The sequence below is a fragment of the Paenibacillus sp. FSL R10-2796 genome, from assembly GCF_037965315.1.
Lineage (GTDB): Bacteria > Bacillota > Bacilli > Paenibacillales > Paenibacillaceae > Paenibacillus_AQ > Paenibacillus_AQ odorifer.
This window is the reverse complement of record NZ_CP150178.1, coordinates 3,660,259-3,683,606: the sequence shown is the minus strand read 5'-3', so window position 1 is coordinate 3,683,606 and position 23,348 is coordinate 3,660,259. Positions and strand designations below refer to the sequence as shown.

17 protein-coding genes are annotated in these 23,348 nt (G+C 41.5%); 8 read left to right on the top strand and 9 right to left on the bottom strand.

Annotated elements, in window-relative coordinates; genetic code table 11:
- The first annotated feature begins 118 nt into the window (after window positions 1-118).
- The 3 genes from NST58_RS16685 to NST58_RS16675 all read left to right on the top strand — a co-directional run bounded on the left by NST58_RS16685 (window position 119) and on the right by NST58_RS16675 (window position 2,956).
- Window positions 119-667: a TetR/AcrR family transcriptional regulator gene (locus NST58_RS16685; protein WP_076303704.1), complete on the top strand. Its 549-nt coding sequence runs from the start codon at window positions 119-121 to the stop codon at window positions 665-667.
- 981 nt (window positions 668-1,648) lie between these two features.
- A complete protein-coding gene (locus tag NST58_RS16680) occupies window positions 1,649-2,170 on the top strand; it encodes a DUF3231 family protein (RefSeq protein WP_339243550.1) in 522 nt (173 codons plus the stop codon).
- A 120-nt stretch (window positions 2,171-2,290) separates the two neighbouring features.
- Entirely contained in the window at window positions 2,291-2,956 is a 666-nt protein-coding gene (locus NST58_RS16675) for a LysE family transporter (protein WP_339248779.1), read from the top strand.
- On the opposite strand, the gene NST58_RS16670 is transcribed toward NST58_RS16675, so the two are convergent.
- From NST58_RS16670 to NST58_RS16640, 7 genes are all read right to left on the bottom strand, one after another.
- Window positions 2,874-4,202 carry an amidohydrolase family protein gene (locus tag NST58_RS16670; protein ID WP_339243548.1) on the bottom strand — a complete coding sequence of 443 codons (1,329 nt, stop codon included), beginning with the start codon at window positions 4,200-4,202 and terminating at the stop codon, window positions 2,874-2,876. The genes NST58_RS16675 and NST58_RS16670 overlap by 83 nt on opposite strands.
- 172 nt (window positions 4,203-4,374) lie before the next feature.
- Window positions 4,375-4,983 (bottom strand): TetR/AcrR family transcriptional regulator, encoded by a 609-nt coding sequence (locus NST58_RS16665; protein ID WP_076133162.1) that lies wholly within the window; start codon window positions 4,981-4,983, stop codon window positions 4,375-4,377.
- 92 nt (window positions 4,984-5,075) lie between these two features.
- Entirely contained in the window at window positions 5,076-7,691 is a 2,616-nt protein-coding gene (ppsA, locus tag NST58_RS16660) for a phosphoenolpyruvate synthase (RefSeq protein ID WP_339243547.1), read from the bottom strand.
- A gap of 283 nt (window positions 7,692-7,974) precedes the next feature.
- Entirely contained in the window at window positions 7,975-10,626 is a 2,652-nt protein-coding gene (locus NST58_RS16655; RefSeq protein WP_339243546.1) for a discoidin domain-containing protein, read from the bottom strand.
- 227 nt (window positions 10,627-10,853) lie between these two features.
- Window positions 10,854-11,777, bottom strand: a complete 924-nt coding sequence (locus tag NST58_RS16650) for an aminoglycoside phosphotransferase family protein (RefSeq protein WP_339243544.1) — start codon at window positions 11,775-11,777, stop codon at window positions 10,854-10,856.
- A 71-nt stretch (window positions 11,778-11,848) separates the two neighbouring features.
- Window positions 11,849-12,871 carry a phosphotransferase gene (locus NST58_RS16645; RefSeq protein WP_339243542.1) on the bottom strand — a complete coding sequence of 341 codons (1,023 nt, stop codon included), beginning with the start codon at window positions 12,869-12,871 and terminating at the stop codon, window positions 11,849-11,851.
- A gap of 151 nt (window positions 12,872-13,022) precedes the next feature.
- Window positions 13,023-13,937 carry an ArsR family transcriptional regulator gene (locus tag NST58_RS16640; protein WP_339248778.1) on the bottom strand — a complete coding sequence of 305 codons (915 nt, stop codon included), beginning with the start codon at window positions 13,935-13,937 and terminating at the stop codon, window positions 13,023-13,025.
- A 174-nt stretch (window positions 13,938-14,111) separates the two neighbouring features.
- On the opposite strand from NST58_RS16640, the gene NST58_RS16635 reads away from it, so the two are divergent.
- The gene (locus NST58_RS16635; protein WP_339243540.1) at window positions 14,112-15,608 is read left to right on the top strand and encodes a glycoside hydrolase family 43 protein; all 1,497 of its coding nucleotides are present in this window, start codon (window positions 14,112-14,114) and stop codon (window positions 15,606-15,608) included.
- Window positions 15,609-15,726: 118 nt separating this feature from the next.
- On the opposite strand, the gene NST58_RS16630 is transcribed toward NST58_RS16635, so the two are convergent.
- Both NST58_RS16630 and NST58_RS16625 read right to left on the bottom strand, forming a co-directional pair.
- Window positions 15,727-16,578, bottom strand: coding sequence for an aldo/keto reductase (locus tag NST58_RS16630; protein WP_339243538.1), 852 nt, complete (start codon window positions 16,576-16,578; stop codon window positions 15,727-15,729).
- Between the two features lie 36 nt (window positions 16,579-16,614).
- Complete coding sequence (locus tag NST58_RS16625) at window positions 16,615-17,580, bottom strand: aldo/keto reductase (protein WP_076219234.1); 966 nt, start codon at window positions 17,578-17,580, stop codon at window positions 16,615-16,617.
- A gap of 325 nt (window positions 17,581-17,905) precedes the next feature.
- Between NST58_RS16625 and NST58_RS16620 the strand changes: the two genes are divergently transcribed.
- The 4 genes from NST58_RS16620 (at window position 17,906) to NST58_RS16605 (ending at window position 23,263) form a co-directional block, all read left to right on the top strand.
- Window positions 17,906-18,580 (top strand): response regulator transcription factor, encoded by a 675-nt coding sequence (locus tag NST58_RS16620; protein WP_076184972.1) that lies wholly within the window; start codon window positions 17,906-17,908, stop codon window positions 18,578-18,580.
- On the top strand, window positions 18,577-19,632 hold the full coding sequence (locus NST58_RS16615; protein WP_081386330.1) for a HAMP domain-containing sensor histidine kinase: 1,056 nt from the start codon (window positions 18,577-18,579) through the stop codon (window positions 19,630-19,632). Before NST58_RS16620 ends, NST58_RS16615 begins: the two co-directional genes overlap by 4 nt.
- Before the next feature lie 119 nt (window positions 19,633-19,751).
- Entirely contained in the window at window positions 19,752-21,503 is a 1,752-nt protein-coding gene (locus tag NST58_RS16610) for an ABC transporter ATP-binding protein (protein WP_339243535.1), read from the top strand.
- Entirely contained in the window at window positions 21,503-23,263 is a 1,761-nt protein-coding gene (locus tag NST58_RS16605) for an ABC transporter ATP-binding protein (protein WP_036677200.1), read from the top strand. Before NST58_RS16610 ends, NST58_RS16605 begins: the two co-directional genes overlap by 1 nt.
- Window positions 23,264-23,348: the final 85 nt, after the last annotated feature.

The window sequence follows — 23,348 nt, the reverse complement described above, 5'->3', positions numbered from 1 at the left end:
ATAAAACAATTAGTTACAAAAATCAACAATTGTTACTGAATATTTTATATGTTAGAATACTCGCAAGTGTATTAACGATAAAAGGGAATTTATTGAAGAAAGAAGGGTTAGCAGTACGGTGGCTAAAATCACTCAAGAGCTCATTATTGAAACAGCTGAGGCATTAATTAAACGCACGGAAAAATCCGAAGTGACACTCTCACAAATTGCGGATGAATTAAGTATCACCCATGCAGCGCTCTATAAGCACTTTAAAAATAAGCAAGAGCTCTGGGCAGCTGTATCTAAGAGCTGGTTCAACCGGATGATTTCAGAACAAATTAAATTAGATATGACTAATTTAACTAAACCGCAAGAATTGCTTCACGATTGGCTATGGGCATTTGTTAACGCAAAAAAACGCGCTTATAACGAGAATCCCAAGATGTTTGCCTTGAATACTCAATACGTGGATAGCAATCCACTGGTATTACGCGATGTTCTCTGGGATTCCTACCAAATCATTGACGGCTTCATGGACTATCACGATCCCCACTTGGAACGGGCTGAGGCGATTCTCTCTGCGTTTGCAGTATTTAGCCTCCCATCCTTCAAAGAATCCTGGAATTTACCTGACTACCAAGACAGGTTTGAACGCATCTGGAGTTTAATCAAACAGGGTCTATGAATTCAAATCCCTTAGTTTTAAAAAAATTATTCTTCAATCATAAACATGGTCCAGAAGCTTCTGTCTTCTGAAGTACTGCAGTTACTCTCCCACTTTTGTCCGGTTCCGCCAATTTTCGTAAACTCGGAATAAAATTATCATTACGAAGTCCTGCTCCGATGGAATACGCGGAACTCCTCACTGAGTATGCCAACATGTGCAGGTTACGGACGACTTCTGGAACCTGTGGCTGGTGCTAGATATGCGCCGCACGGCGTAAACCTTTATTGGTTCTTCTAAGATTACAACTTATAAAAAGAGGTCTGTTGTAATAAGACAGATCTCTTTTTTATTCCTTATTTTCATTCAGCGGATTATCGAATTAATAAATATCGTTAAAGTGCAAGCGGATTACAATATCCTGATCGTAATTGCCGAATCTCGAACCATAGAGTGTCCATTCCCCCTACAGTTCCCTTTAGCTCTAAAAAGTTTAGCTTTTTTTTCTCGGCTTCTATTCCGCAAGCTTGTAAGTCCAAGCAACTCTAAGAGACCAACCACCTCCTATTCTCGATACTCATCCCCGACTGCCTGCGCTCGGTTCTACCGCTGTTGAATTATGATTACCCGTTGCATTAATATTCCTTGCATACAGGTTATCTTTTGTTTGATTAGCTGAGTACTTACCAAAGGTGTTGGAAGTCTCAATGACTCCCCATCAATCCCTGCCTCGGTTGGAGATACACTCCACCATCTCCAGTGATAAGCAACTTCATTGAATGCAAAAGGCATTTATACTTCCAATCATCACGTTGAAAAACATTTGATTCCTCCACAACTCGTGTTCAATTTTATCGTTCCTTATTTTCACATTTATCCTTAAACTTGCACGAATGACGACGCCTCAAATTTACATACCTATTTTATGCGAAAAGCTGCAATTTCCGTGTTTTTGTGGGCATGCTAATGTTTGTTCAAATTCAACAATAAAGGAGACTGTTTATGACAGGGATTCTAAGCGGTAACCCCAAAGAAGAACCGATGCATTATGGAGAGATTTTTACGGTTTGGCAAGCCTCAATGGTAGCAAAGGGAGCACTCTCTTGTTACAGAGCTTATATGTATCACGCTGGTGACAATGACCTGAAAAAAATATTAGGAGCTTTAATTGATCAAGCGGAGCTTGAAATCAGTGAGTGTGATACACTGCTCTCAGAGCAAGGTATTGCATCTGCACCAGTAATGCCAAATCGGCCCGATGCCAAGCTTGAAGATATTCCTGTAGGGGCACGTTTCACAGATCCTGAAATTGCTGCCAAACTTGCAGCTGATAATGCTGTTGGACTTGTGGCATGTAGTCAGGCAATGGGACAATCGATCAGAGAAGATATAGGGGCTTTGTTTGCTAAATATCACCTTACCAAAGCAGCCATCGGCCTTAAAATTCTACATTTGACTAAGAAAAAGGGCTGGTTGATTCCTCCACCTCTTCTTGTCAAAAGACCTGAATCCGTTAAGGCGTAATCCTACTTCACTCTTCAGCTTCTTATAAAAGAAGGCCTGCAATCACTCGCGGGCCTTCTTTTGCTTGTCCTACTACGACCTTTATTGGAATATGTTATCTATATAAAGGAGGAGGACAACATTAACGTATTTATAGGTTATATGATTCTAGGATTATCCCTCTCGGCACCTCTCGGACTCATTAATGCAGCACAGCTGGACAAGGGACTCCGCGGAGGATTTATGCCTGCCTGGATAGTTGGTTTAGGGGCGGTTAGTGCCGATATCATCTATATGCTGCTTGTTTATTTTGGCCTCATTCATCTGCTGGATGCTCCGTTTTTTAAAGTGTTTTTATGGTTGTTCGGATTCTTTGTCCTCGTCTATTCAGGTGTAGACAGCATTAAAAATACAAGAGAAATTTCAGGGATTGAGATGAGGGGAAACGATGTCTCACTGTCCAAATCTTATCTTTCGGGATTTCTGATGTCCTTGTTTAATCCCCTCTCCATCCTTTTTTGGCTGGGTATATACGGCTCAATATTAGCTAAGGTGGTTAGCGAGTATCCAATGCAGCAGTTATTGATCTACAGTGGAGCGATCGTCCTCGGGATTTTACTCTGGGATGTAGTCATGGCTGCCGCCTCCAGCCTCTTTCGGGGCGCTGTTCTTTTAAGAATAGCTAGGATACCCAAACGTGCTTCTACAATCATTCATCTCACTCCTAAATACTCCAAACCGTATCCAGCAGCTTGTCCACTGCTTGAATTCTGTTCACAGAGGGTGTTTGTATTAAATTCCCTCTGACCATAACCATAGCTACATTCGACAAAGCTTTTATGTTCTCCAATGGGTTTTGCTCCATCATGATTAAATCCGCATATTTGCCAACTTCTATTGTCCCTGTCTGGTGATCGATTCCCAAAATCTCTGCATTTGATTTGGTTACTAGTTCAATAACCTGACTTGCGTTCAGCTTTGTTTGTCGCATGAAATGATCAAGCTCACGCCAAAGATCATAGTGGGTTACATAGGACATAGCGGCATCCGTGCCCACACCAATTTTGATATCATGTTCTATAGCCTGCTGTAGCCCTTTTAACATAGAGCCATACACAAGCCGGGCATTTTCCTTAACGGTTGTATTCAACTTTGTCAGGCTCGGGTCTAATTTCGCACTGGGATAAGCTGCTTGTAAAGTAGGGATCACAGCGGTGTAGCCCTTTAAGGCTCTGGGATTATTTTTGTACAGCCTGATCATTTCCTCATCCATCTCCGCGCCGTGTTCAATAGTATCCACCCCACCCTTTAACGCAACTCTTACACCTTCGGTACTTTCTGCATGTGCCGCCACACGCATCCCAATTTTATGAGCTTCCTCGCAAATCGCAGCCACCTCTTCTTCCGTCATTTGCAAGCGGCCTGCTTCTCCGACCCTTTTGGCATCGGTAACCCCGCCAGTTACACATATTTTGATTAGGTCCACTCCGTTTTTTACATTGATTCTTACATTTCTTCTCCCTTCCCATGGTGAATCACCGACCAAAGCCAAATAAGGTGCACCGTGGCCATTCGTTACGCTCAGGAAATACCCGGATACCAAAAGATTAGGTCCAATAAATTGATTTGCCTTAATCTCATCCCTCAAAAGAACATCAGTATAAAAAAATTCACCTATGCTACGCATCGTTGTTACTCCGGAATGCAGTGCGGTTAGGGCATTGTTTTTCATCCGTTTCTTCAATACGTTTCTGCCCAGTCTCGTATCCAAAATATGATGAAACGCAAAATTCAGCAGCCCTTCACTGGCAGATAGCGTAAATGGCTTCCCATCGGCAAAAAGATGAACATGCGCGTTGATGAGACCGGGCATCACATATTTCCCCGAACAATCGATCGTTTGGTAATGGTTCGGAACAGTTACAGCGCTTGCTTTCCCGATCTCTTGAATCAACCCGTTTTCCTGAATCAAAATAGTCATATGGGTATCTGTTCCTTTTATTGCATCTCCATATATAACATTGCAGTCCTTAAACGCATAACCTATCTTCATCGTAGCTTCCCCCGTTTCATGATTACACCTTTCAATAGTGAATTCATTATTCAATATTGGATTAAAAAAATAGGGACCCTCGTAGATGCTTAATGTGCATATCCACTTAGTTGTCCCTCATTGCAGCGTTGTGCGCCAGTTCCACCCCACACCTAAATTCGGCGCATTGACGTTATTCGTTTAAGCTTTTTAGTCCATGCAGCCAGTATAAGCTTAATGCCTCAAAAATCCGTTTCCGGCTATCGGCGCTCATCTCGTGCTTTAATAAATCCAGAATCATATTGATGACATTGTTCGCGATGATCTTCAGCAGAATCATATTTTCTTCGGTTCCGATTTCGTATCTTTTATAATGATCCTTAATATAGGGCCTTTTAGTTTCGATCATCAGATCGATCAGCTCGTTTTTGGCATTGCTATATACGGTCCCTTTATTCTTTTCAAAAATAATAACAATCTGCCTGCTGTACTGAGTTAATATAGTTATTTGCTCTTGAACGATAGCTGATTTTTTCTCATTATTAACATCATCAAAAAAAGTCTGGTTATCGATGCGAATATTTTCCACTAACACATTCTTCAAATAGTCCACTAAAGACGGCGGAACAACCGAATAGAACAACTCTTTTTTATTTTTAAAATAAGTATAAATATTTCCAACAGAAATTTGAATTTCATCGGCAATATCATTCATTTTGGCATCAGAGAAGCCTTTTTGGAAAAATACCTTTAAAGCGGCGGATTCAATTTCCTGTTTCACTTCATCTTTTTTAGACTGCATATTGCCCCTCACCTTTAATAATGAATTGATAATTCACTATTAAAAATAATTCAAAAGATTGAATTTGTCAAACCACATTCGTGATTCAGCCATTACAATATCTCGATATAGCCTTCTGTTCCATGCACACGAATTCGTTGCCCGTCTTTTATCAATTTGGTAGCATTCTCCACTCCGACAACTGCTGGCAAGCCATATTCACGCGCAATAACTGCCCCATGGGTCATTAGTCCACCAACTTCAGTAACTAGGCCTTTTACAGATACAAACAATGGAGTCCAGCTAGGGTCAGTAAATAAGGTAACTAATATATCTCCGTTTTCTAGATCAGCATCCTCCATGTTTAAGATGACACGCGCACGTCCCTCTATAACACCGGCAGAAACCGCTAAACCTACAATAGCTTCAGTTGGGAGGTTTTCTCGTTTATACTTACCCGCAATGATTTCACCTTCAGACGTAATAACACGTGGTGGAGTTAGTTTTTCAAATAATTTGTACTCTTCTTTGCGTTTGCTGATGATCTGGTAATCCAATTTATTTGTGCTTACAACTTCGCATAGTTCTCCAAAAGTGAGATAGTATATATCTTCTTTTTCAGGAATAACTCCCGCTTGTATTAGTTGTTCAGCTTCTTTCAGTAAAGCTTGTTTATAAACGAAGTAGCGATTAACCATACCGTATTTGGGGTATTCCCTATACCCGCTGAAATTCCGGATGAGATCAATCATTCGTTTTGTTTCATTCGCTTTTTGTTCACCATCGGGTAATTGCTTCAATCGATCTAATAGCTCTTGTTCTTTTTTCAAAGCTTCCTGTCGACCTTGCTCAAATTTCCGATGGCCAGCATTAGGTTTAAAGTTTTTGATATTACTGAGAATCATGGGGACAAGTGTAGTTGGCTTTTCGCTCCAACGAGTTCTTGTAAGATCGATTTCTCCGGTACATCGCATTCCGTATTTACTGAGATAGTCATAGAAAGCGTCTTGGGTTTCCTGCCCACCCTCAAAGCTAACCAGTTCATTTAAGAAATTTTCATCTTTAACCTGCTGTAAGTAATCAATGACTTCCGGATAAGGCCGAATCACATCAGCGAGATTGAGTAGCGCCAGACCCATTTCTGAAGTTATATTGCCTTGTACAGATTGAGAAAGCGTATCCGCTGCGTTTTTTTCACCCAACCACTCATTTATTTTTTCATTGATCCACGCTGAAGCATCCATAGCCGCCATAATCACACGCATACTTTGTGGGTTGAATAGAATCTTCTTTAATTGCTGCATATCTTCCAGAATAAAATCAAACAACTCCGCCCCTGATTTGGTTTGAATGATTTGTTGCAACTCTTCTATCGAGGCTTGGTTGCTCTTAATGAGGTCAGAAACGATTGTCGGATCATTTTCGAGTTGTACTTGAGAATCACTAGGTGGCAGGCTTGTATTGCTTTTACTCGGAGTAGAAGCTTTTTCATTATCTGCCGAGAATTTTATAAAATCTTCTCGCTCTACGATGGTTATGAGTGCGTCTTTTATGAGGGGATCAGATTTACCTAAGGCTTCTATGATCATTTCTCTGCTGCCAGATGAAGCAAGACTTGGTGTGACATCAACAAACAATCTTCCGCCAGCTGTACGCATAGGTGCAGGAGTCGTTAACAGGTAAAAGGCCAATCCCAGCGGTTTCATGGGATCTGTCATCATTTGTTGATGACCAACAGATACATAAACGTGGTTTTCTTGATCATTCGCTTCTGGGATGGGGAATAAAGTCGTGATTGGCCGACTCTGGACGATATAAAATGTATCCTCGGTCAAACACCATTCGATATCTTGTGGGCAACCAAAATAAGCTTCAATCTGTCTGCCTATCCTTGCTAATTGTAAAATTTGTTGTTCAGTAAGTGTTTGAGTCTCTTGCTGATCGATTTCGATCTGCCGGGTCTCTGTTCCGCCTTCTTTTAGTCCGTAAATAGCCAATTTTTTGGTTGCTATTCTCTTATCGACAATTTTCTCTTGCTGTACTTTATAACCATCGGCAGATACCAAGCCAGAGACCAGAGCTTCGCCAAGTCCAAAACTGGCATCGATGGATAGCAGTTTTCGGTTAGAAGTAATCGGATCAGCGGTAAATAAAATCCCTGAAGCCTGTGGAAAAACCATCCTTTGAACGATAACGGATAAATAAACTTGACTGTGGCCAAATCCATTTTGCATACGGTAGATTACGGCACGATCCGTAAATAGAGAAGCCCAACATTTGCTGATATGCTGAAGGATTGCTTCTATGCCGATGATATTTAAATAGGTATCTTGTTGACCTGCAAAAGAGGCATGTGGTAAATCTTCAGCGGTGGCACTAGAACGCACTGCATAAGCATGTTCATCACCCAGCTGGGTGAGATAGTGAGAAACTGCCTTCACAACATCGGAAGGAATTTCTGCTTCCATAATGATTTGCCGAATCTTCCTACTGATTTCACCGATTTGATCTCGATCTTCTACTTTTAGCATAGTTAGTTGATCCAACAAAGCATGATACGTTTGGTTCTGTTCGAGGGCTTGGTGATATCCTACTGTTGTAATACAGAATCCTTCTGGTACTTGTATTCCTTCTATTTGTGATAGTTTCCCTAAATTTAACCCTTTTCCGCCAACGAGCAAAAGCTGTGTATTGTCCACTTCCTGAAAACCGAGAACTAAAGAACGCATTTATTATCGCTCCTAACTATTAAATTGAGAAAAAAATTGACAAGAATTTAACGGCATGATAAACTAAATATATAAGATGCAATTATTATGCCACTATAGAATATCAGTCGTGAGTTGATTATATCATCGTGTCTTTTCATATGCAATATATAAGAATCTGATGAGATAAATCAGGTTCTTTTTTTGATTTCAGCTATCATTAGTGTTAAAACAAATAAACCGTAGCCCCTCAAGTGGCCTACGGTTTATTTGCTTTAATATTAGAATGACGTAATAGGGTATATTATAATCCCTTCACTTCAAACTCATAGATCCGCGCTGCCGTATCGGCTCCCTGCGTAGGTTTGAGAATCAATAATTTTACATAGCGGGCTTTTACTAACGCAATTGAATCAGTCGACTCGGCAGCCGAGCTTCCTTGGACGTTGACGACATCCGTCCAGTTCGTTCCGTCACTGCTGACCTGAATCGTATAATCACTGGTATTAAAACCGGACCACTCTCCTCCGCTCTCGGCATGCTTGATAACAAAAGCGCTGAGTTGATGTTCGGCGCCAAGGTCGACCTGAAGCCAATGGGGCAGATTACCAATTGCGCACCATTTACTGTTATCCGTCACTTTACCATCTACGGCGTTAGGTGCACCTTCCTTTTCCCCGCAGGCATGATCGGCTGTTGCAGTTTTACCAAGTGCCAGATTTTTCACTGCTCCAGCTTCCTTACTCACTGTGATAAGCGCTTTTTTCGTAATTGTGTCTTGGCCCGAGCTGTTAGTTGCAGTCAGCGTCACACTATAAACGCCTTCCTGAGCGAACGTCACAACTGGGTTCTTTGATGTGCTGACCGCGGGGCTTCCGCTTTCGAAGGTCCATGACCATCCTTCTGTCACTTCAGTCGACAGGTCGGTGAAGTTTACGCTCTCGCCTGGAGCGACTAGGGTTCGATCAGTTTTGAACTCCGCAGTCGGCTTTGGATAATCCGGCCAGCTGATCTTCACGCTAGAGGATTGACCTTGCTCGTATCTTCCATTGACGGCAACAACCTTCAATACTGTGATAGTTTCTTTGTCTATTCTTCGCATCTCAGGAACGTAAAACACATGATTTGGTGTTGCACCTATGAACATCTCACTGCCATCTGGAAGCACTCGATAGATTTCGTATTGCTTGACCTGTTGGTCAAGCTGTTTCCACTGTAATCTGGCATCTCCATAAATACCATTGCGAAAATCAGTTTGAGTGACCTTAAGATCGCGAACCGCGGGTAGTGGTTTGATCGGGTCATTAGCATTTTGAATGGAGAGCTGGCCAATTTGAATGTTGTAATTATTAATCGCATTCTTAGAATCAAAATACAGTGACAACGCTACGATCCGTTTCCCTTTGTATGGGGTCAAATTCAATGTTTCAGTTGTCCAGTCTGGCGATGTCTTATCCTTCACATTAAGGAAGATATTTTGATCGGGCTGATCTGCGAATGAAAGACCAACCTTCAGGCTTGGCTTATTTTGTGTTTTGTACGTAATAGACAGCTTTGTGCTTGCTTCGATCTTAAGGTTGGTCTTGTAGAGCTTCAGATGTGTCGCATTGTTAGGGTTCAGTACGCCTGATACCATCAACGAACTGCCGCCGTAATAGGCATCGGACCAATCGAGCACTGGTGAAAGCGGGGTACCTTTGCTGTCTGCAATCCAACGCCAGGAGGGAAGAATATCCTGCAGACTCCGGTTGTTCCAGCTTTTATCCCGCACCTGCTTCCCTCTTACAAAATATTTCTGTCCGCTTCCCGTGTTGAAGTTGGTGGTGAAAGGCAGCTCATTGATTGGTGATGATTCGATCACATCGTTAGCGATACCTTTCCAGGCTTGATCGCTCGAGGTGTTACTCGGATTCCCGTTTGGACCCACCCAAAATTTGTTCTCGCGTACGAAGAAATCTTCCATACTCTCTGCGCTGTTAAAAGCCCAATCGGGGCGGTAAATACCAAGGGAAGTAACGGCAGGATCTTTATCCGGAAACAACAGATTCCAGTTCACCTTTGTATCGTAACCCTTGGCTTCGACATCGATGCCTGCATACAAGTCATAAGGACTTCTGCCCAAGCTTCTAGCCTTCTCTGCCGAGCTTTTAAGATCCTTCCACCAAAAGTTCAGGAACATATTGTCTGTTATTTGCTTTTTATTGTCTTGCAGGAACATCGCATTCTTGTCGTTAAGTGCATTTTGCCAACTAATACTGCCCTCATTGGTCATGGAATCATACCATACGATGTGCATAGAATTTGACTTGTGCGATTCCAGATAACTTAGGAAAGCTTTCATTTGCTGTGCGTCAGCCGGCGTTCCGCCCTCAGTCTCCTGGTTAATAAACCAGCCGTCAAATCCGTAATGGCTCGCAACCTGGATCAACTTGTCAGCAGCAGGAAAGGATCCGTCACTATTCTGCTGAAGCATCTGCTTGACCCATTCATACTTCCCGCCATATACGGTTGGTGGGAAGAACACCGTTCCGATGATCGGCACGCCATTTTTATGAGCCGCGTCGATCGTATCAGCGCTTGGAGGTACGATGATCCCTTCGCCCGCGGAACCACCCCAATAGACCAGCTTGTCAACATATTGCCAATAGGTAAATGTGTTAGCTTCGAATTTGCTTGAACCCTGCGATGGAACTCCGCTTGTTCCCGGGTTCAGTGCTGATAAAGCCATGACTTTTGGCGCTTTGGTTGCATGAGCGTTGACTCCATCTGCTACAAAACGGTCCTGCAGCGGGACTGTGCTCCGGTTAAATGCCGCATCCGGGTCGGATGCCGGACTCCACTGAAGCAATTGCTCCGGAAACCAATAGGATGAATAAGGCTGTTTCGCGAACGCAGTTGTGGATAAGGCTGCGCACATCACAAGTAAGAATATAAAACCTGCCCCAATCTTTTTCATGCCATACTCCTCCAATCGATTGATTAAATGATTGCGCTTACATTTTATCAAGTTGGACAAAGCTATAGATAGTGGATTAATGGCAAGTTCAGGTGCATTTATTACAGGTTGTCAGCCTAGGCTATAATCCCAGTGGAGAATTTGCTCCTAGAAATTTGATATTTATATACAAAAAGCCGCAATTATGCGGCTATTAAATGTATAGGATAAGGTAAAGTGTTCAGTTATTACGCTTTTAGGTTTAAAAGAAAATGCCGTGTGTCCTGATAAGCCTCTGTCCAGCCCATCTTAGCATAGAATCGAAGTCCATCGAGTCCCTTAAAATAATAGGCACCGATTAGCCGCTCCTCAAAATTCGGGGTTACTATTATAGCTTTCTTTTGATAATTTTGATACGTGTTAATGACATCACACCAAGGCATATGCTTGTCGAGAACCGCAAGGTCTATGAGAGAATCGCCATACATGTAATTACCATCAATAATGCCGGTTATCCGTGTTCCGTTGGACAACATATTCCACTGTTGAAAATCTCCGTGTATAAAGCTTCTATTAGATTCATTATAGGGTACGTAGGTCATCAAACGACTATAGATTTCTTCGTATACGTCTCTTTCCAAGCAAGACGTGCGGAAGAGTTCATGCCAATTTTCCCAGAATGTCCCCGTCTGATCTTCCGCATTTACGGCAATGACGAAGTCTTTCCAAGATGAATAGGAACCATTGCCGTCAGGTCCGATCCAACCATAACCGTTAGTTCCCCCAATATCCGCTTCGGCCATTCTTGTTAAAATGCCGATAATTTCTGGCATCAGACGGGTTTGTTCCTCTGCTGTACAATCGGATAGATTGCGACCTTCCATTCGCTCCATGATCAAATAGGTTAACTGATTAGTCCTCCCTAACCCCAAACATTTTGGGAAAGGGATACCTTGGTCGAGTAGCAAATTAGATACAAATTGTTCGGTCTCATATGCTCGTTCCAAATCGCTGAATTTCACAACATAGTCTTTTCCTTCTAAAATAAAAGAAAACACGTTGCTTATATTGCCGCCAGACAACGGTGTAATCTCAGCCGCTCCCTGTCCAAGATGATTCCACAGTACTTTTTCAATTTCACTCATGGTCAATTCCGGTTTTTCGTAAGCCATATTTACTCCAACTCCTGCTTATTTGAGTCTACATATGAATTTATCCGCAGCATATCAAAAACACCCTCATCCTAAATATCTCGTTTCTCATACTCAAAGGGTTCATCACATGAGTAAATTTCATGGAAAAATCCTACATATGGGATATCGTCTTCTAGACATTTTATACGATATGACAGCTCTTCATCGCATTCCGGGTCTTCACCATTGTTCCGCATTACCTCGAATGCATCAACGATGTTTTCCATGAGGGTTACTTGGATAAACAATGGCAATGTGTCTAACATCGAATCTTCGATCCTGGTCTCGGATCTGTAGCCATCAAGGACTGTTTTAAAATAATCATCCATAAACTGTTTGCGTTTATCAGTGTCTTGTTCAAATTGTATCCAGCCCACTCCAAGTGTCCAGAGATTTGCCAGGTCATACATATACCAACAAAAGCAGGAGTTATCGAAATCAAAAACAGTTATTTGCCCTGTATCAAAATCGATCATATAATTCCCATCGCAGTAATCAAAATGAACCATCCCAAAAGACTCGTGATCCCTGTCCATCCCTTCTAAGGTTGTAAGGAGGTCTACCAGTTTCTCTTTCAACAGAGGTAACGAGTCAGGTATTAGCTTATCTATATAATCGGCATTGTATTTATCAAAAAAATCATACCGAGAATGGACAGGTGTATAACCCTTCGATAATTGATGCATTTTTCCAAGAACTTTGCCACAGTTATAATAGTATTCCGTAATAGGAACGCCTTCCCGATACTGATAATTATTTTCCACGAGCATACCCCCCTTGGCCTTTTCAAACAAGCAGACAAAAAAGGTATGATTATTAAGAGTTATCGTTTCCAGCAGATTCCCCTTCTGGGAGTTGACCACATTCGAAACACTGCCGCCATGCTCGTACAAATACCTGATATATTCCACTTCACCCAAAATATCTTCTCGGCTTCTGTCACTTAAGAAGGCAATTCTGATTATTTTTGCTTCAGAATCAGCTTTATCACAGTTATATGCGACATTCCGTCCTCCTTCATGTGCATTGATAAGCCTGATTTCACAACCTTCCAATCCGTACAATTCATTCACTAATGGAAGTAAGTGTGTATCAGCGATTTTAATAACCTCGTTATAATTCAGAATATCTCTCCTTTCAACTTCTTCAATATATGGATAGTTTACCAGCTCCAGCTGATAAACTGGATGGAGAAAACAACTATAACTGAACTATCCTGCTTCATTAGGTCATCGTTCCTAGGTACACACGAATTAAAATATCCTGGTCATGGTTACCGAATCCAGCCCCATAAAGTGTCAAACCACCAACATTAACAGCCTTCTCGTCAACTGCGAACCGAAGCGTCCAGAATTGTTCCCGTAGCAAAATATCTGCGACAGTAATGTCCGACATCTTTTCTTCATCAATAAATGTGCCCGAAGTGTCAATGCGGATCGTCTTCAATAACCCGTATTGATTTACATTCCGATGCCACCAATCCGGAGTATATATGCCTCGTGCCGCTCTTCCAAAGTCTGCCGGACTGGTCCAAGTTCCAAGCTTCACACCGTTAAAAAAGAACTCAATATCCGAAGGCCAATGATCTTTCAAGCCTGGCGCTTCAGAAGCAATTTCCATTGAAATCTCGATGGCCTCGGGCATTTGACCGGGAAGTAAGTAGTTAGGCGTTTTGTACTCTACGTAACCTCTCCCAAACCACAAAATGCCGGCGTTGACCCGCTCGGGATCGAGAAAATAGCGGGGATCGTCCCAAACCCCAATCTCTTTCTCTTGTGTCCCAAGACCACATGTAGGATGGACATCAAACGAGGTATAATGACCGACTGAAATGGTCTGCTCTCTGATCCTCGGAGTTTGAGTGGCAGTGGGGAGTTCGATTTCAACTCTTTTTTGTTTAAGGAAGCACATTTTGTGTGTTCCTCCGTTTAGGCGTATCCTGTGACTTCCTGTAAGTCCAGCTTGTTCGAGCTTTCGGATATGCATAGTAACTATGGAAGGGCTAAGCTCTAACTTAGCCGCGATCTCCTTCACATTCATTTCATTATCTGCAATGAGGCTCATAATCCTCCATCTGACTTCGCTTGCCAGCGCTTCATACAACGACATGAATTTTGCTTCGCCGTTTGCTTTGATCATCATCTTAATCACCTGACCTGTGCTTATTGAAATTACATATATATTAATTTAATAAATATAACGTATATCTTCAACCCCGATTCATTGAAAACCTATAAGCAATAGTGTTTAATTTTCTTAGTAGTTAAATATATTGAATTCTTATTTATATGAATTTATTAATGAGGTGGAGAAATGAAATACAATAACCCGGTCATCAAAGGGTTTTATCCTGATCCCAGCGCATGTAAAGTTGAAGACACTTATTATTTGGTCTGCAGTTCCTTTCAGTATTTTCCCGGTGTTCCGATTTTTGAAAGCAAAGATTTAATTAATTGGACCCAAATCGGTCATTGCTTAACCCGAAAGAACCAGATTCAACTGGATACTGTGGACAGCTCCGGTGGTGTATTCGCCCCCACCCTGCGGTACAATAATGGACGATTCTACATGACGACCACTAATGACACTCTGCGCCAGAACTTCTATGTCTGGACTGACAATATTTACGGCGAATGGTCTGATCCGATTAATGTAGATCAAGGCGGTATTGATCCGGATTTGTATTTTGAAGACGGCAATACGTATTTCATGTGTAATGGGACAGACGATTACGGAGTTAATGGTATAGTCCAATGTGAAATTGAAATTGAAACTGGGCAGAAGCTGTCGCCAAGCCGTTCAATCTGGCAAGGATCCGGTGGGCGTTATTTGGAGAGTCCTCATTTATACAAAATTAATGGACAATACTATCTGCTAGCTGCTGAGGGTGGAACCGAATATGGGCATATGGTTACTTATGCAAGAGGCAATTCTCCTACTGGTCCATTCAAAGCCTACCCTCATAACCCCGTATTGACTAATCGAAATTTAGGCGGTTACGAGCTTCAGGGAGTTGGACATGGAGATTTGGTACAAGACCATGAGGGGGATTGGTGGCTGTTACATCTCGGATTCCGGCAGACTGACCAGTATCTTACCTATCACCATTTGGGGCGCGAGGTTTTTCTAACTCCGATTACCTTTGGCGAGGATGGATGGTTTACAGCAGGTCATGAAGGTACCACACTTATAAGTTTCGAGACTGATCGTATTGCGGACACAGTCATTCAGCAGGAGAAAAGAGTCTTTACGTTCGAGAATACAGATTGGAATTTGGACTGGTGTTACCTGCGTCACCCGGTTACAGAAAATTATCGGTTAGAAGCTGATAAAATAAAGCTTAAAGGAACAGCAGTTACGTTAGATATCCCGGCTACTCCGACATTTATTGGTATACGTCAAAAAGATTTTAACGCAATTATTTCGTGCCAAGTCAGCCTTACGAATGGTGAAGCCGGAATTACACTTTACATGGACGAAAATCACCATTATGACTTGGCCTTGCGTAAACATCCAGAGGGTTATGAAATTATCGAACGGCTGAATATCGGAGATATCAAATCCATTGAAAAAACAAAAAATATAGGTCAGTGCAACCATGCTTCATTAGTTGTCAAAAGCAGTCCAACGCATTATCACTTTTATATCCAGGTAGACGGTACTGAGATCTTACTCGGAGCTGCGCAAACCAAATATCTATCCTCTGAAATAGCCGGAGGATTCACAGGTGTGCTTATTGGTTTGTACGCCACTGGAGAAGATCAAGATTATAATGCGATATTTACAAACTTTAGCTGCCTTTATTCTTAAACCTTCAAATTAGAATGAACTGTTCAAGGCTAAGGGTGTTCTTCTAAATAAAAGAGGGGTTAACCCCTTAATTTTGGTTAACCCCTCTTTTATAAAAACAACAAAATCCTAAGAAAAATTAGATATCCAGCTTCCTGGTACTTAACGCTTTTACCATTACAGGATCTCTATGTGAAAAGAACAAGCTCTCTTTTGTGTCTAACAGCGTAATTTTTTCTATATCCTCTGAGTGTAATTCAAAGTCAAAGATATTAAAGTTTTCAATTATTCTTTCTTTCCGGACAGACTTTGGAATCACAACAACTCCTCTTTGCGTCAACCAGCGTAAAACCACTTGGGCAACAGATTTATTATATTTTTGGGCTATTGATACTAAAACTTCGTTCTGGAACATGTTGTTTTTACCTTCAGCAAATGGACCCCATGATTCAATCTGAACATTGTTTTCTTTCATGAATGCAGCACTTTCAATTTGTTGGCAGAAGGGATGTGTCTCAACTTGATTAACGGCAGGTGTTACTTCATTATGAATAATCAAATCAATCAGACGATCGTTCTGGAAGTTACTTACGCCAATCGCTCTGATTTTTCCTTCACGGTACAATTCCTCCAGCGCCCGCCAAGAACCATGCACATCGCCAAATGGCTGATGAATTAAATACAAATCCAAATAATCAAGTTGCAATCTTGAAAGGGATTTTTCAAATGCTTCCTTTGTACGTTCGTATCCTGTATCTTGAACCCATAATTTTGTAGTAATAAATAGATCTTCTCTTGGTACTCCACTCCGTTTGATGGCTCTTCCCACCGCTTCTTCGTTTAGGTATGAGGCTGCGGTATCTATCAGTCGATAACCTGACATGATCGCATCGTAAACAGCTTGTTCACATTCAGCTTCATCTTGAATTTGAAAAACCCCAAAACCAAGTATCGGCATTTCAACACCATTGTTCAAAATAACTTTTTGCATAAAAAATCCTCCTATTAGTTGATGATATAGCTCTATTTAAAAGTGTGAACTATCAATATCCATTTTAGACAAAGCTTCATTTAGACTATCTACATCTTCCTTTGTTAATTTGAGATCAGCTCCATATAGGTTTTCTTCTAATCTGTTTAATTTTGTAGTGCCTGGAATTGGAATGATATATGGTTTTTGAGCTAATTCCCACGCGAGTACGACTTGAGCTGGTGTTGCATTTTTACTTTTTGCAACTTGAGTAATTAAATCTAATAACACTTGATTATGATCAATCACATCAGGTTTGAATCTTCCCATGAAACTTCGATAGTCACCTTCATCATATTTGGTTTCCTTGGTATATTTACCACTTAAGAAACCATTTCCTAATGGACTGTAAGCGATAAAAGCAATTCCTAACTCTTCACAAAGCTCAAACAACTCTTTTTCCGGTTCACGCCACATCATGGAGTACTGATTTTGGGTTGCAGTAATCGAACATACAGCATGTGCTCGTTTCATATAATCAATCGGTGCATTAGAGACTCCCCATGTTTTAATCTTCCCTTCAGCTATTAAATCTTTCATTGTTTCTGCGACAGCTTCAGGTTCGACATTCGGATCCACTCGGTGCTGATAATATAAATCAATGCAATTGACCTTCAACCTTTTTAATGAGCCTTCTATTTGTTCACGAATAGAATCTGGTGTGCTATTCAAAATAAGTTGAGGTTGACCGTCTACAGCTTCTTGTCCTAAAATTCCAAATTTAGTTGCAATCACAACTTGATCTCTTAGTGGTGCAAGGGCTTCGCCTACTAATTCCTCATTGGAATCTCCATAAAAAGCAGCAGTATCAAAGAAATTACATCCTAGTTCAACTGCTCTGCGAATTAATTTAACCATTTCATTACGATCTGCTGGCTTTCCATAGGCATGATCCATTCCCATACAGCCAAACCCTATTGCCGAAACTTCCAAGCCACTATTTCCTAATTTACGCATTTGCATCTGTGATCTTCCTTTCGCATGAAGTTCAGTCAAAGTTCAACGCTCGACGTAGTCTGCATTATTTTCAGCACGTTAATCCAGCTAAATTAGTTTGGGTACTATTTTAGTATGCAACAATTTTTCACAAAACAGATATCATAATAGTATTAAATCATTGCCTATTCCTCTCATTTCATTGAATCCTCCCTATGTATGAGTCACTTTATATCGACTACAAGGATTTCAAACCAAATCTTAAGATTAGATAAATATTGATTCTGCTCCCTTTAAAACAAATTCCCCACAGGTAATAATGGATACAAACCTACTATTGGAGTGAACAGTAATGATTAACATACTCGTTGTTGAAGATGATAAGCATGTAAGAAGACTTCTTGAAGCTGTTCTGAAACGCGAAGGATATGATGTTGTAACTGCTGAAGACGGAGTTAAAGCTTTGGAGGTCCTTGATTCACAGCATATTGATCTAATCATTCTGGATATCATGATGCCTAATATGGATGGTTATGAATTCGCCAAGGAAGTAAGAGATGCCGATAGCTTGGTCCCCATTCTTATGGCTACAGCAAAACAGCTGCCTGAAGATAAGAAAAAGGGGTTCCGGATTGGAACTGATGATTATATGACCAAACCCATTGATACCGAAGAAATGCTGCTCAGAATCCAAGCGCTGCTTCGCCGTTCACAAATCGCAAGTGCCCGCAAATTAGTAGTGGGTAAAGTGATCCTTGATTATGACGCATTGACAGTAACCCGGGAGGACGAGAGACAAACGCTACCGCAAAAAGAATTCTATTTGTTGTATAAGTTATTGTCTTATCCTGAACGGATTTTCACGCGCATCCAGCTTATGGACGAGATATGGGGCATGGAAAGTGAAAGTACGGATACAACCGTTAATGTGCATATCAATCGCCTGCGGAAACGGGTTGACGCTTATCCAGAGTTTGAACTGGTTTCCGTCAGAGGTCTTGGATACAAGGCGGTGCGAAGCCAGTGAGCAAAATAAGTAACAAGCTCAGCAACAGAATCAGCCTTCCCATCTATTTTTCTCTTATCATATTTTTCATCTTTCTTATTACCGTTGTGATTACAGGACTACTCTTCTTTCTCGCACAGGTTTTTGGTTTGTTGAACGAAGAGCTTGCCCAGGATGGATTCGTACTACCCATAATGGTATTAATCGCTTGTACAATTATCGGTACCACGATATCAGCCATCACAAGCCGGAAAATGGTAAAATCCATCCGGTTATTTATTGAGGCCACAGAGCGTCTTGCCAGCGGTGACTTCTCCATGCGGCTCCAGCTCAAAAGCCCGCCAGAGTTTGAAATTTTATCAGAGAATTTTAACCGGATGGCTGAAGAGCTTGGGGGTATCGAAATTCTGCGAACCGATTTTGTGAATAATTTTTCCCATGAATTCAAAACACCGATTGTATCTATTAAAGGGTTTGCCGAAGTCTTAAAGAACGATGATCTTACCAAAGAAGAACGGAATGAATATCTAGATATTGTCATTGAGGAATCGACCAGACTTGCCTCCCTTGCTTCGAATGTACTGGAGCTGACGCAGGTTGAGACGCAAAAGATTCTGACAAACAAAATGCGGTTTAATGTTGGGGAACAAATTCGCCAGTCTGTGCTTTTACTGGCTGCCAAATTTGAGAAGAAGCACCTGAAGCTGAATGTTAATATTCAGGATTATGAACTCTCCGGCAATAAAGAGCTTTTAAATCAGGTTTGGTTAAATTTATTGGATAACGCGATCAAATTCACTCCTGAACATGGCGAAATTGAAGTTAACATGAAGAAAAACGAAGATAACCTGTTGATTCTAGTTCGTGACTGCGGAAGCGGTATTCATCCTGAGGCTCTTCCCAAGATATTCGATAAATTTTATCAGCAGGATACTTCCCACTCTACTGCAGGCAATGGACTTGGATTAGCAATTGTTAAAAAAATCATTCATCTACACCATGGAACCATTTCTTGCGAAAGCATTCCATTACAAGGAACCACATTTACAGTTACGATTCCGATTGGAATGTAGTACGAGCCCTGGAGAACCTCATCGTTCTTTCAGGGTTTTTTTATTTTTCAGAAAAGTTAACTTTCAGTTTATCTTCTTTCGTTATCATTTAAGCAACGCCACATAAAGGAGTCAGATGTATGGTAACTATACTTAAGTACTTAAAACCGAAGGAATGGGCCCTAATCGGTATCAGCATCCTATTCATTGTCACACAGGTATGGCTGGATCTGGAATTGCCCGGTTATATGAGCGAGATTACTCGTCTTGTACAGATACCAGGGAGTGAAATGAGCGAAATCATTGCAGCCGGAGGCTGGATGTTGCTCTGTGCCCTTGGCAGCTTAGCCACATCAATTATAGTGGCAGGGATCGCCGCTAAAATTGCCGCCAACTTCTCTTCAAGATTACGCTCCAAATTGTTTGATAAGGTACAGTCTTTCTCTATGGAAGAAATCAACAACTTCTCTACAGCTAGTTTAATTACCCGTTCAACAAATGACATTACACAAGTGCAAATGCTGATTGTCATCGGTCCGCAACTGCTGGTGAAGGCTCCCATCCTTGCCGTTTGGGCAATGCTCAAAATTACAGGCAAGAGTTGGCAGTGGTCGCTTGCTACCGGTGTCGCCATTGGGGTATTGATTCTTATTGTCGGCATAGTGATCGTGCTAGTGCTTCCGAAATTCCAAAAATTGCAGCAACTGACTGATAATCTTAATCGTGTTGCAAGAGAGAATCTTACCGGCCTTCGTGTCATTCGTGCGTATAATGCGGAAAGCTACCAGGAAGATAAATTTAGTGTAGCCAACAGCGAGCTTACCCGAACGAATTTATTCGCCAATAATGTACTGTCCATGATGATGCCAAGTATTTCTCTGATTATGAGCGGTTTAAGTCTCGCAATATATTGGATTGGTGCTATTTTGATTCAAAATGCCAATGGTACGGCGAAGATGGGCTTATTTTCAGATATGATTGTCTTCTCATCCTATGCGATGCAGGTGGTTATGGCATTCATGATGCTGATCATGATTTTTATCCTGATGCCTCGTGCCCATGTATCCGCTAAAAGAATCAATGAAGTGCTGGATACTAAGCCAAGCTTAGAGAACGGATCACTTACTTCCTCCAGGGCAAATCGGTTGGGTGAGGTCGAATTCAAAAATGTCAGCTTTAAATATCCGGATGCAGAAGAATACGTTATTAAAGATATCAGCTTTACGGTGAAAAAAGGAGAAACTGTAGCCTTTATCGGTTCAACCGGATGCGGAAAAAGTACCGTCGTGAACCTGATTCCTCGCTTTTATGATGCTACAGCAGGTGAAGTGTTGGTGGATGATATTAATGTTAACCAATATGAGCAAACTGCACTGCGCAATAAAATGGGATATGTATCTCAGAAAGCGATTTTGTTTGGCGGCACGGTGAGCTCTAATGTTGCTTTTGGCGATAATGGCAGTGATCTGTCCTCTGATGTTGTTGATGCCATTTACACCTCTCAAGCTTCAGATTTTGTTGAAAAGATGGAAGGAAGCTACGAGGCTCATGTCTCTCAAGGCGGTACAAACTTGTCTGGCGGTCAAAAACAACGTCTTTCCATTGCCCGAGCCATTGCCCGTCGTCCTGAAATATTAATCTTCGACGATTCCTTCTCAGCGCTTGATTATAAGACGGATCGCAAATTGCGAAGTGAATTGAAGAAAAAATCTAGCGGTACAACGATACTAATCGTTGCCCAACGGATCGGTACAATCAAAGACGCAGACAAAATCATTGTACTGGAAGCCGGACGAATGGCAGGCATGGGAACACATGATGAATTGATGCAGACCTGTGATGTCTACCAAGAGATTGCTTACTCACAACTTTCAAAGGAGGAACTAGCTTAATGAACAAAAGCAAAGAGCAACTCAACACGTGGAGCAAACTTCTCCACTATTGCAGAAAATATATCCCTGTAGTTCTTATAGCTATTATTAGTGCAGCAATCGGTACGGTTCTGACTCTGCTTGGACCGGATAAGCTTTCGGAGATGACAGACTTGATCACGGCCGGCCTCGTCACCGGAATTGATATGGAAGCAGTAACTTCTATCGGCCTTTTCCTTGTATTTATCTATATCCTTAGCGCTGTGTTATCTTTGGTACAAGGATTAATTATGTCCGCAGTTACGCAAAAGGTCTCCAAAAACTTAAGAGCCGATCTCTCACGCAAAATGAACAAACTTCCGATCTCTTATTATAATAATTCTACAACCGGTGACATCCTGTCCCGGGTTACCAACGATGTGGATACGATCGGGCAAGCTTTAAACCAAAGCGTAGGCACATTGGTAACTGCCCTTGCCCTCTTTACGGGATCCATCATCATGATGTTCAAAACAAATGTGATCATGACTATTACGGCGGTAGTTGCAACTATCATTGGCTTTGGCCTCATAGCGGCAATTATGAAAAAATCCCAAAAGTATTTTCAAAGTCAGCAAGAATACTTAGGGAAAATCAATGGCCATGTGGAGGAAGTATATACAGGACATACTGTAGTGAAAGCCTACAATGGTGAATCACAAATGCGCAATACATTTGAATCCCTGAATATGAATCTTAAAGATAGTGCATTTAAAGCGCAGTTCCTCTCCGGTCTTATGATGCCGATTATGATGTTTATAGGCAATCTAGGTTTTGTGGCCGTTTGTGTAGTTGGTGCTGTTCTAGCTATGAACGGAACGATATCCTTTGGGGTCATTGTAGCCTTTATACTGTATGTCCGTTACTTTACACAACCGCTCTCTCAGATTGCTCAAGCCGCACAAAGTCTGCAATCGGCTTCCGCGGCAAGCAAACGTGTATTTGAGTTCCTCGATGCTGACGAAATGGACAATGAAAGTCATAAAGAAAGACATCTTAAAACTGCTGTGGGCAAAGTTGATTTTGAACATGTGCAATTTGCTTATGAAAATTCAGATAAACTTGTGATTAAAGATTTTTCTGCAGAGATTAAGCCTGGGCAAAAAATTGCTATAGTCGGCCCTACCGGCGCAGGTAAAACTACACTGATAAATCTTCTAATACGGTTTAATGAATTAAAGGGCGGAGAGATTTATATTGATGATACCCCCATCAGCAGCTTAACAAGAGAAAACATCCATGATCTATTCTGTATGGTCTTGCAGGACACCTGGCTTTTTGAGGGCACTATCAGGGAAAATCTAGTGTACAACAAAACAGGTGTAACCGATAAAGAAGTTGAAGATGCTTGTAAGTCGGTAGGCTTGCATCATTTCATTCAGACCTTAAGTGCCGGTTATAATACCATACTAAATGACAAAGTTAATTTATCCACGGGCCAAAAGCAACAGCTTACGATCGCCCGCGCGATGCTCAAAAATGCCCCAATGCTCATCCTCGATGAAGCTACAAGCTCAGTCGATACAAGAACAGAGCTCTTGATTCAGCAGGCAATGGATAAGCTCATGGAGGGAAGAACCTCTTTTGTTATTGCGCATAGACTCTCAACCATTAAGAACGCCGATGTGATTCTGGTTCTGAAGGAAGGCGATATCCTGGAAAGCGGCAGCCACGAAGAACTACTTGCCAAAAATGGTTTTTATGCGGAGCTTTATAATAGCCAATTCGACCAAGCCTCTTAAAGCCTAGTTGACACTGTGAATTATATAGCGAAAGTCAAAAAGACCTACTCATTGTTCTTATCCAGAACAATGAGTAGGTCCTTTA

What these genes read in the sequence shown, in the direction of transcription:
- NST58_RS16680 (WP_339243550.1), top strand. Translation starts at nt 1,649, where the DNA reads ATGACAGGGATTCTAAGCGGTAACCCCAAAGAAGAACCGATGCATTAT.
- NST58_RS16670 (WP_339243548.1), bottom strand. Translation starts at nt 4,202, where the DNA reads ATGAAGATAGGTTATGCGTTTAAGGACTGCAATGTTATATATGGAGAT.
- NST58_RS16665 (WP_076133162.1), bottom strand. Translation starts at nt 4,983, where the DNA reads ATGCAGTCTAAAAAAGATGAAGTGAAACAGGAAATTGAATCCGCCGCT.
- ppsA (WP_339243547.1), bottom strand. Translation starts at nt 7,691, where the DNA reads ATGCGTTCTTTAGTTCTCGGTTTTCAGGAAGTGGACAATACACAGCTT.
- NST58_RS16655 (WP_339243546.1), bottom strand. Translation starts at nt 10,626, where the DNA reads ATGAAAAAGATTGGGGCAGGTTTTATATTCTTACTTGTGATGTGCGCA.
- NST58_RS16650 (WP_339243544.1), bottom strand. Translation starts at nt 11,777, where the DNA reads ATGGCTTACGAAAAACCGGAATTGACCATGAGTGAAATTGAAAAAGTA.
- NST58_RS16640 (WP_339248778.1), bottom strand. Translation starts at nt 13,937, where the DNA reads ATGATCAAAGCAAACGGCGAAGCAAAATTCATGTCGTTGTATGAAGCG.
- NST58_RS16635 (WP_339243540.1), top strand. Translation starts at nt 14,112, where the DNA reads ATGAAATACAATAACCCGGTCATCAAAGGGTTTTATCCTGATCCCAGC.
- NST58_RS16630 (WP_339243538.1), bottom strand. Translation starts at nt 16,578, where the DNA reads ATGCAAAAAGTTATTTTGAACAATGGTGTTGAAATGCCGATACTTGGT.
- NST58_RS16625 (WP_076219234.1), bottom strand. Translation starts at nt 17,580, where the DNA reads ATGCAAATGCGTAAATTAGGAAATAGTGGCTTGGAAGTTTCGGCAATA.
- NST58_RS16620 (WP_076184972.1), top strand. Translation starts at nt 17,906, where the DNA reads ATGATTAACATACTCGTTGTTGAAGATGATAAGCATGTAAGAAGACTT.
- NST58_RS16610 (WP_339243535.1), top strand. Translation starts at nt 19,752, where the DNA reads ATGGTAACTATACTTAAGTACTTAAAACCGAAGGAATGGGCCCTAATC.
- NST58_RS16605 (WP_036677200.1), top strand. Translation starts at nt 21,503, where the DNA reads ATGAACAAAAGCAAAGAGCAACTCAACACGTGGAGCAAACTTCTCCAC.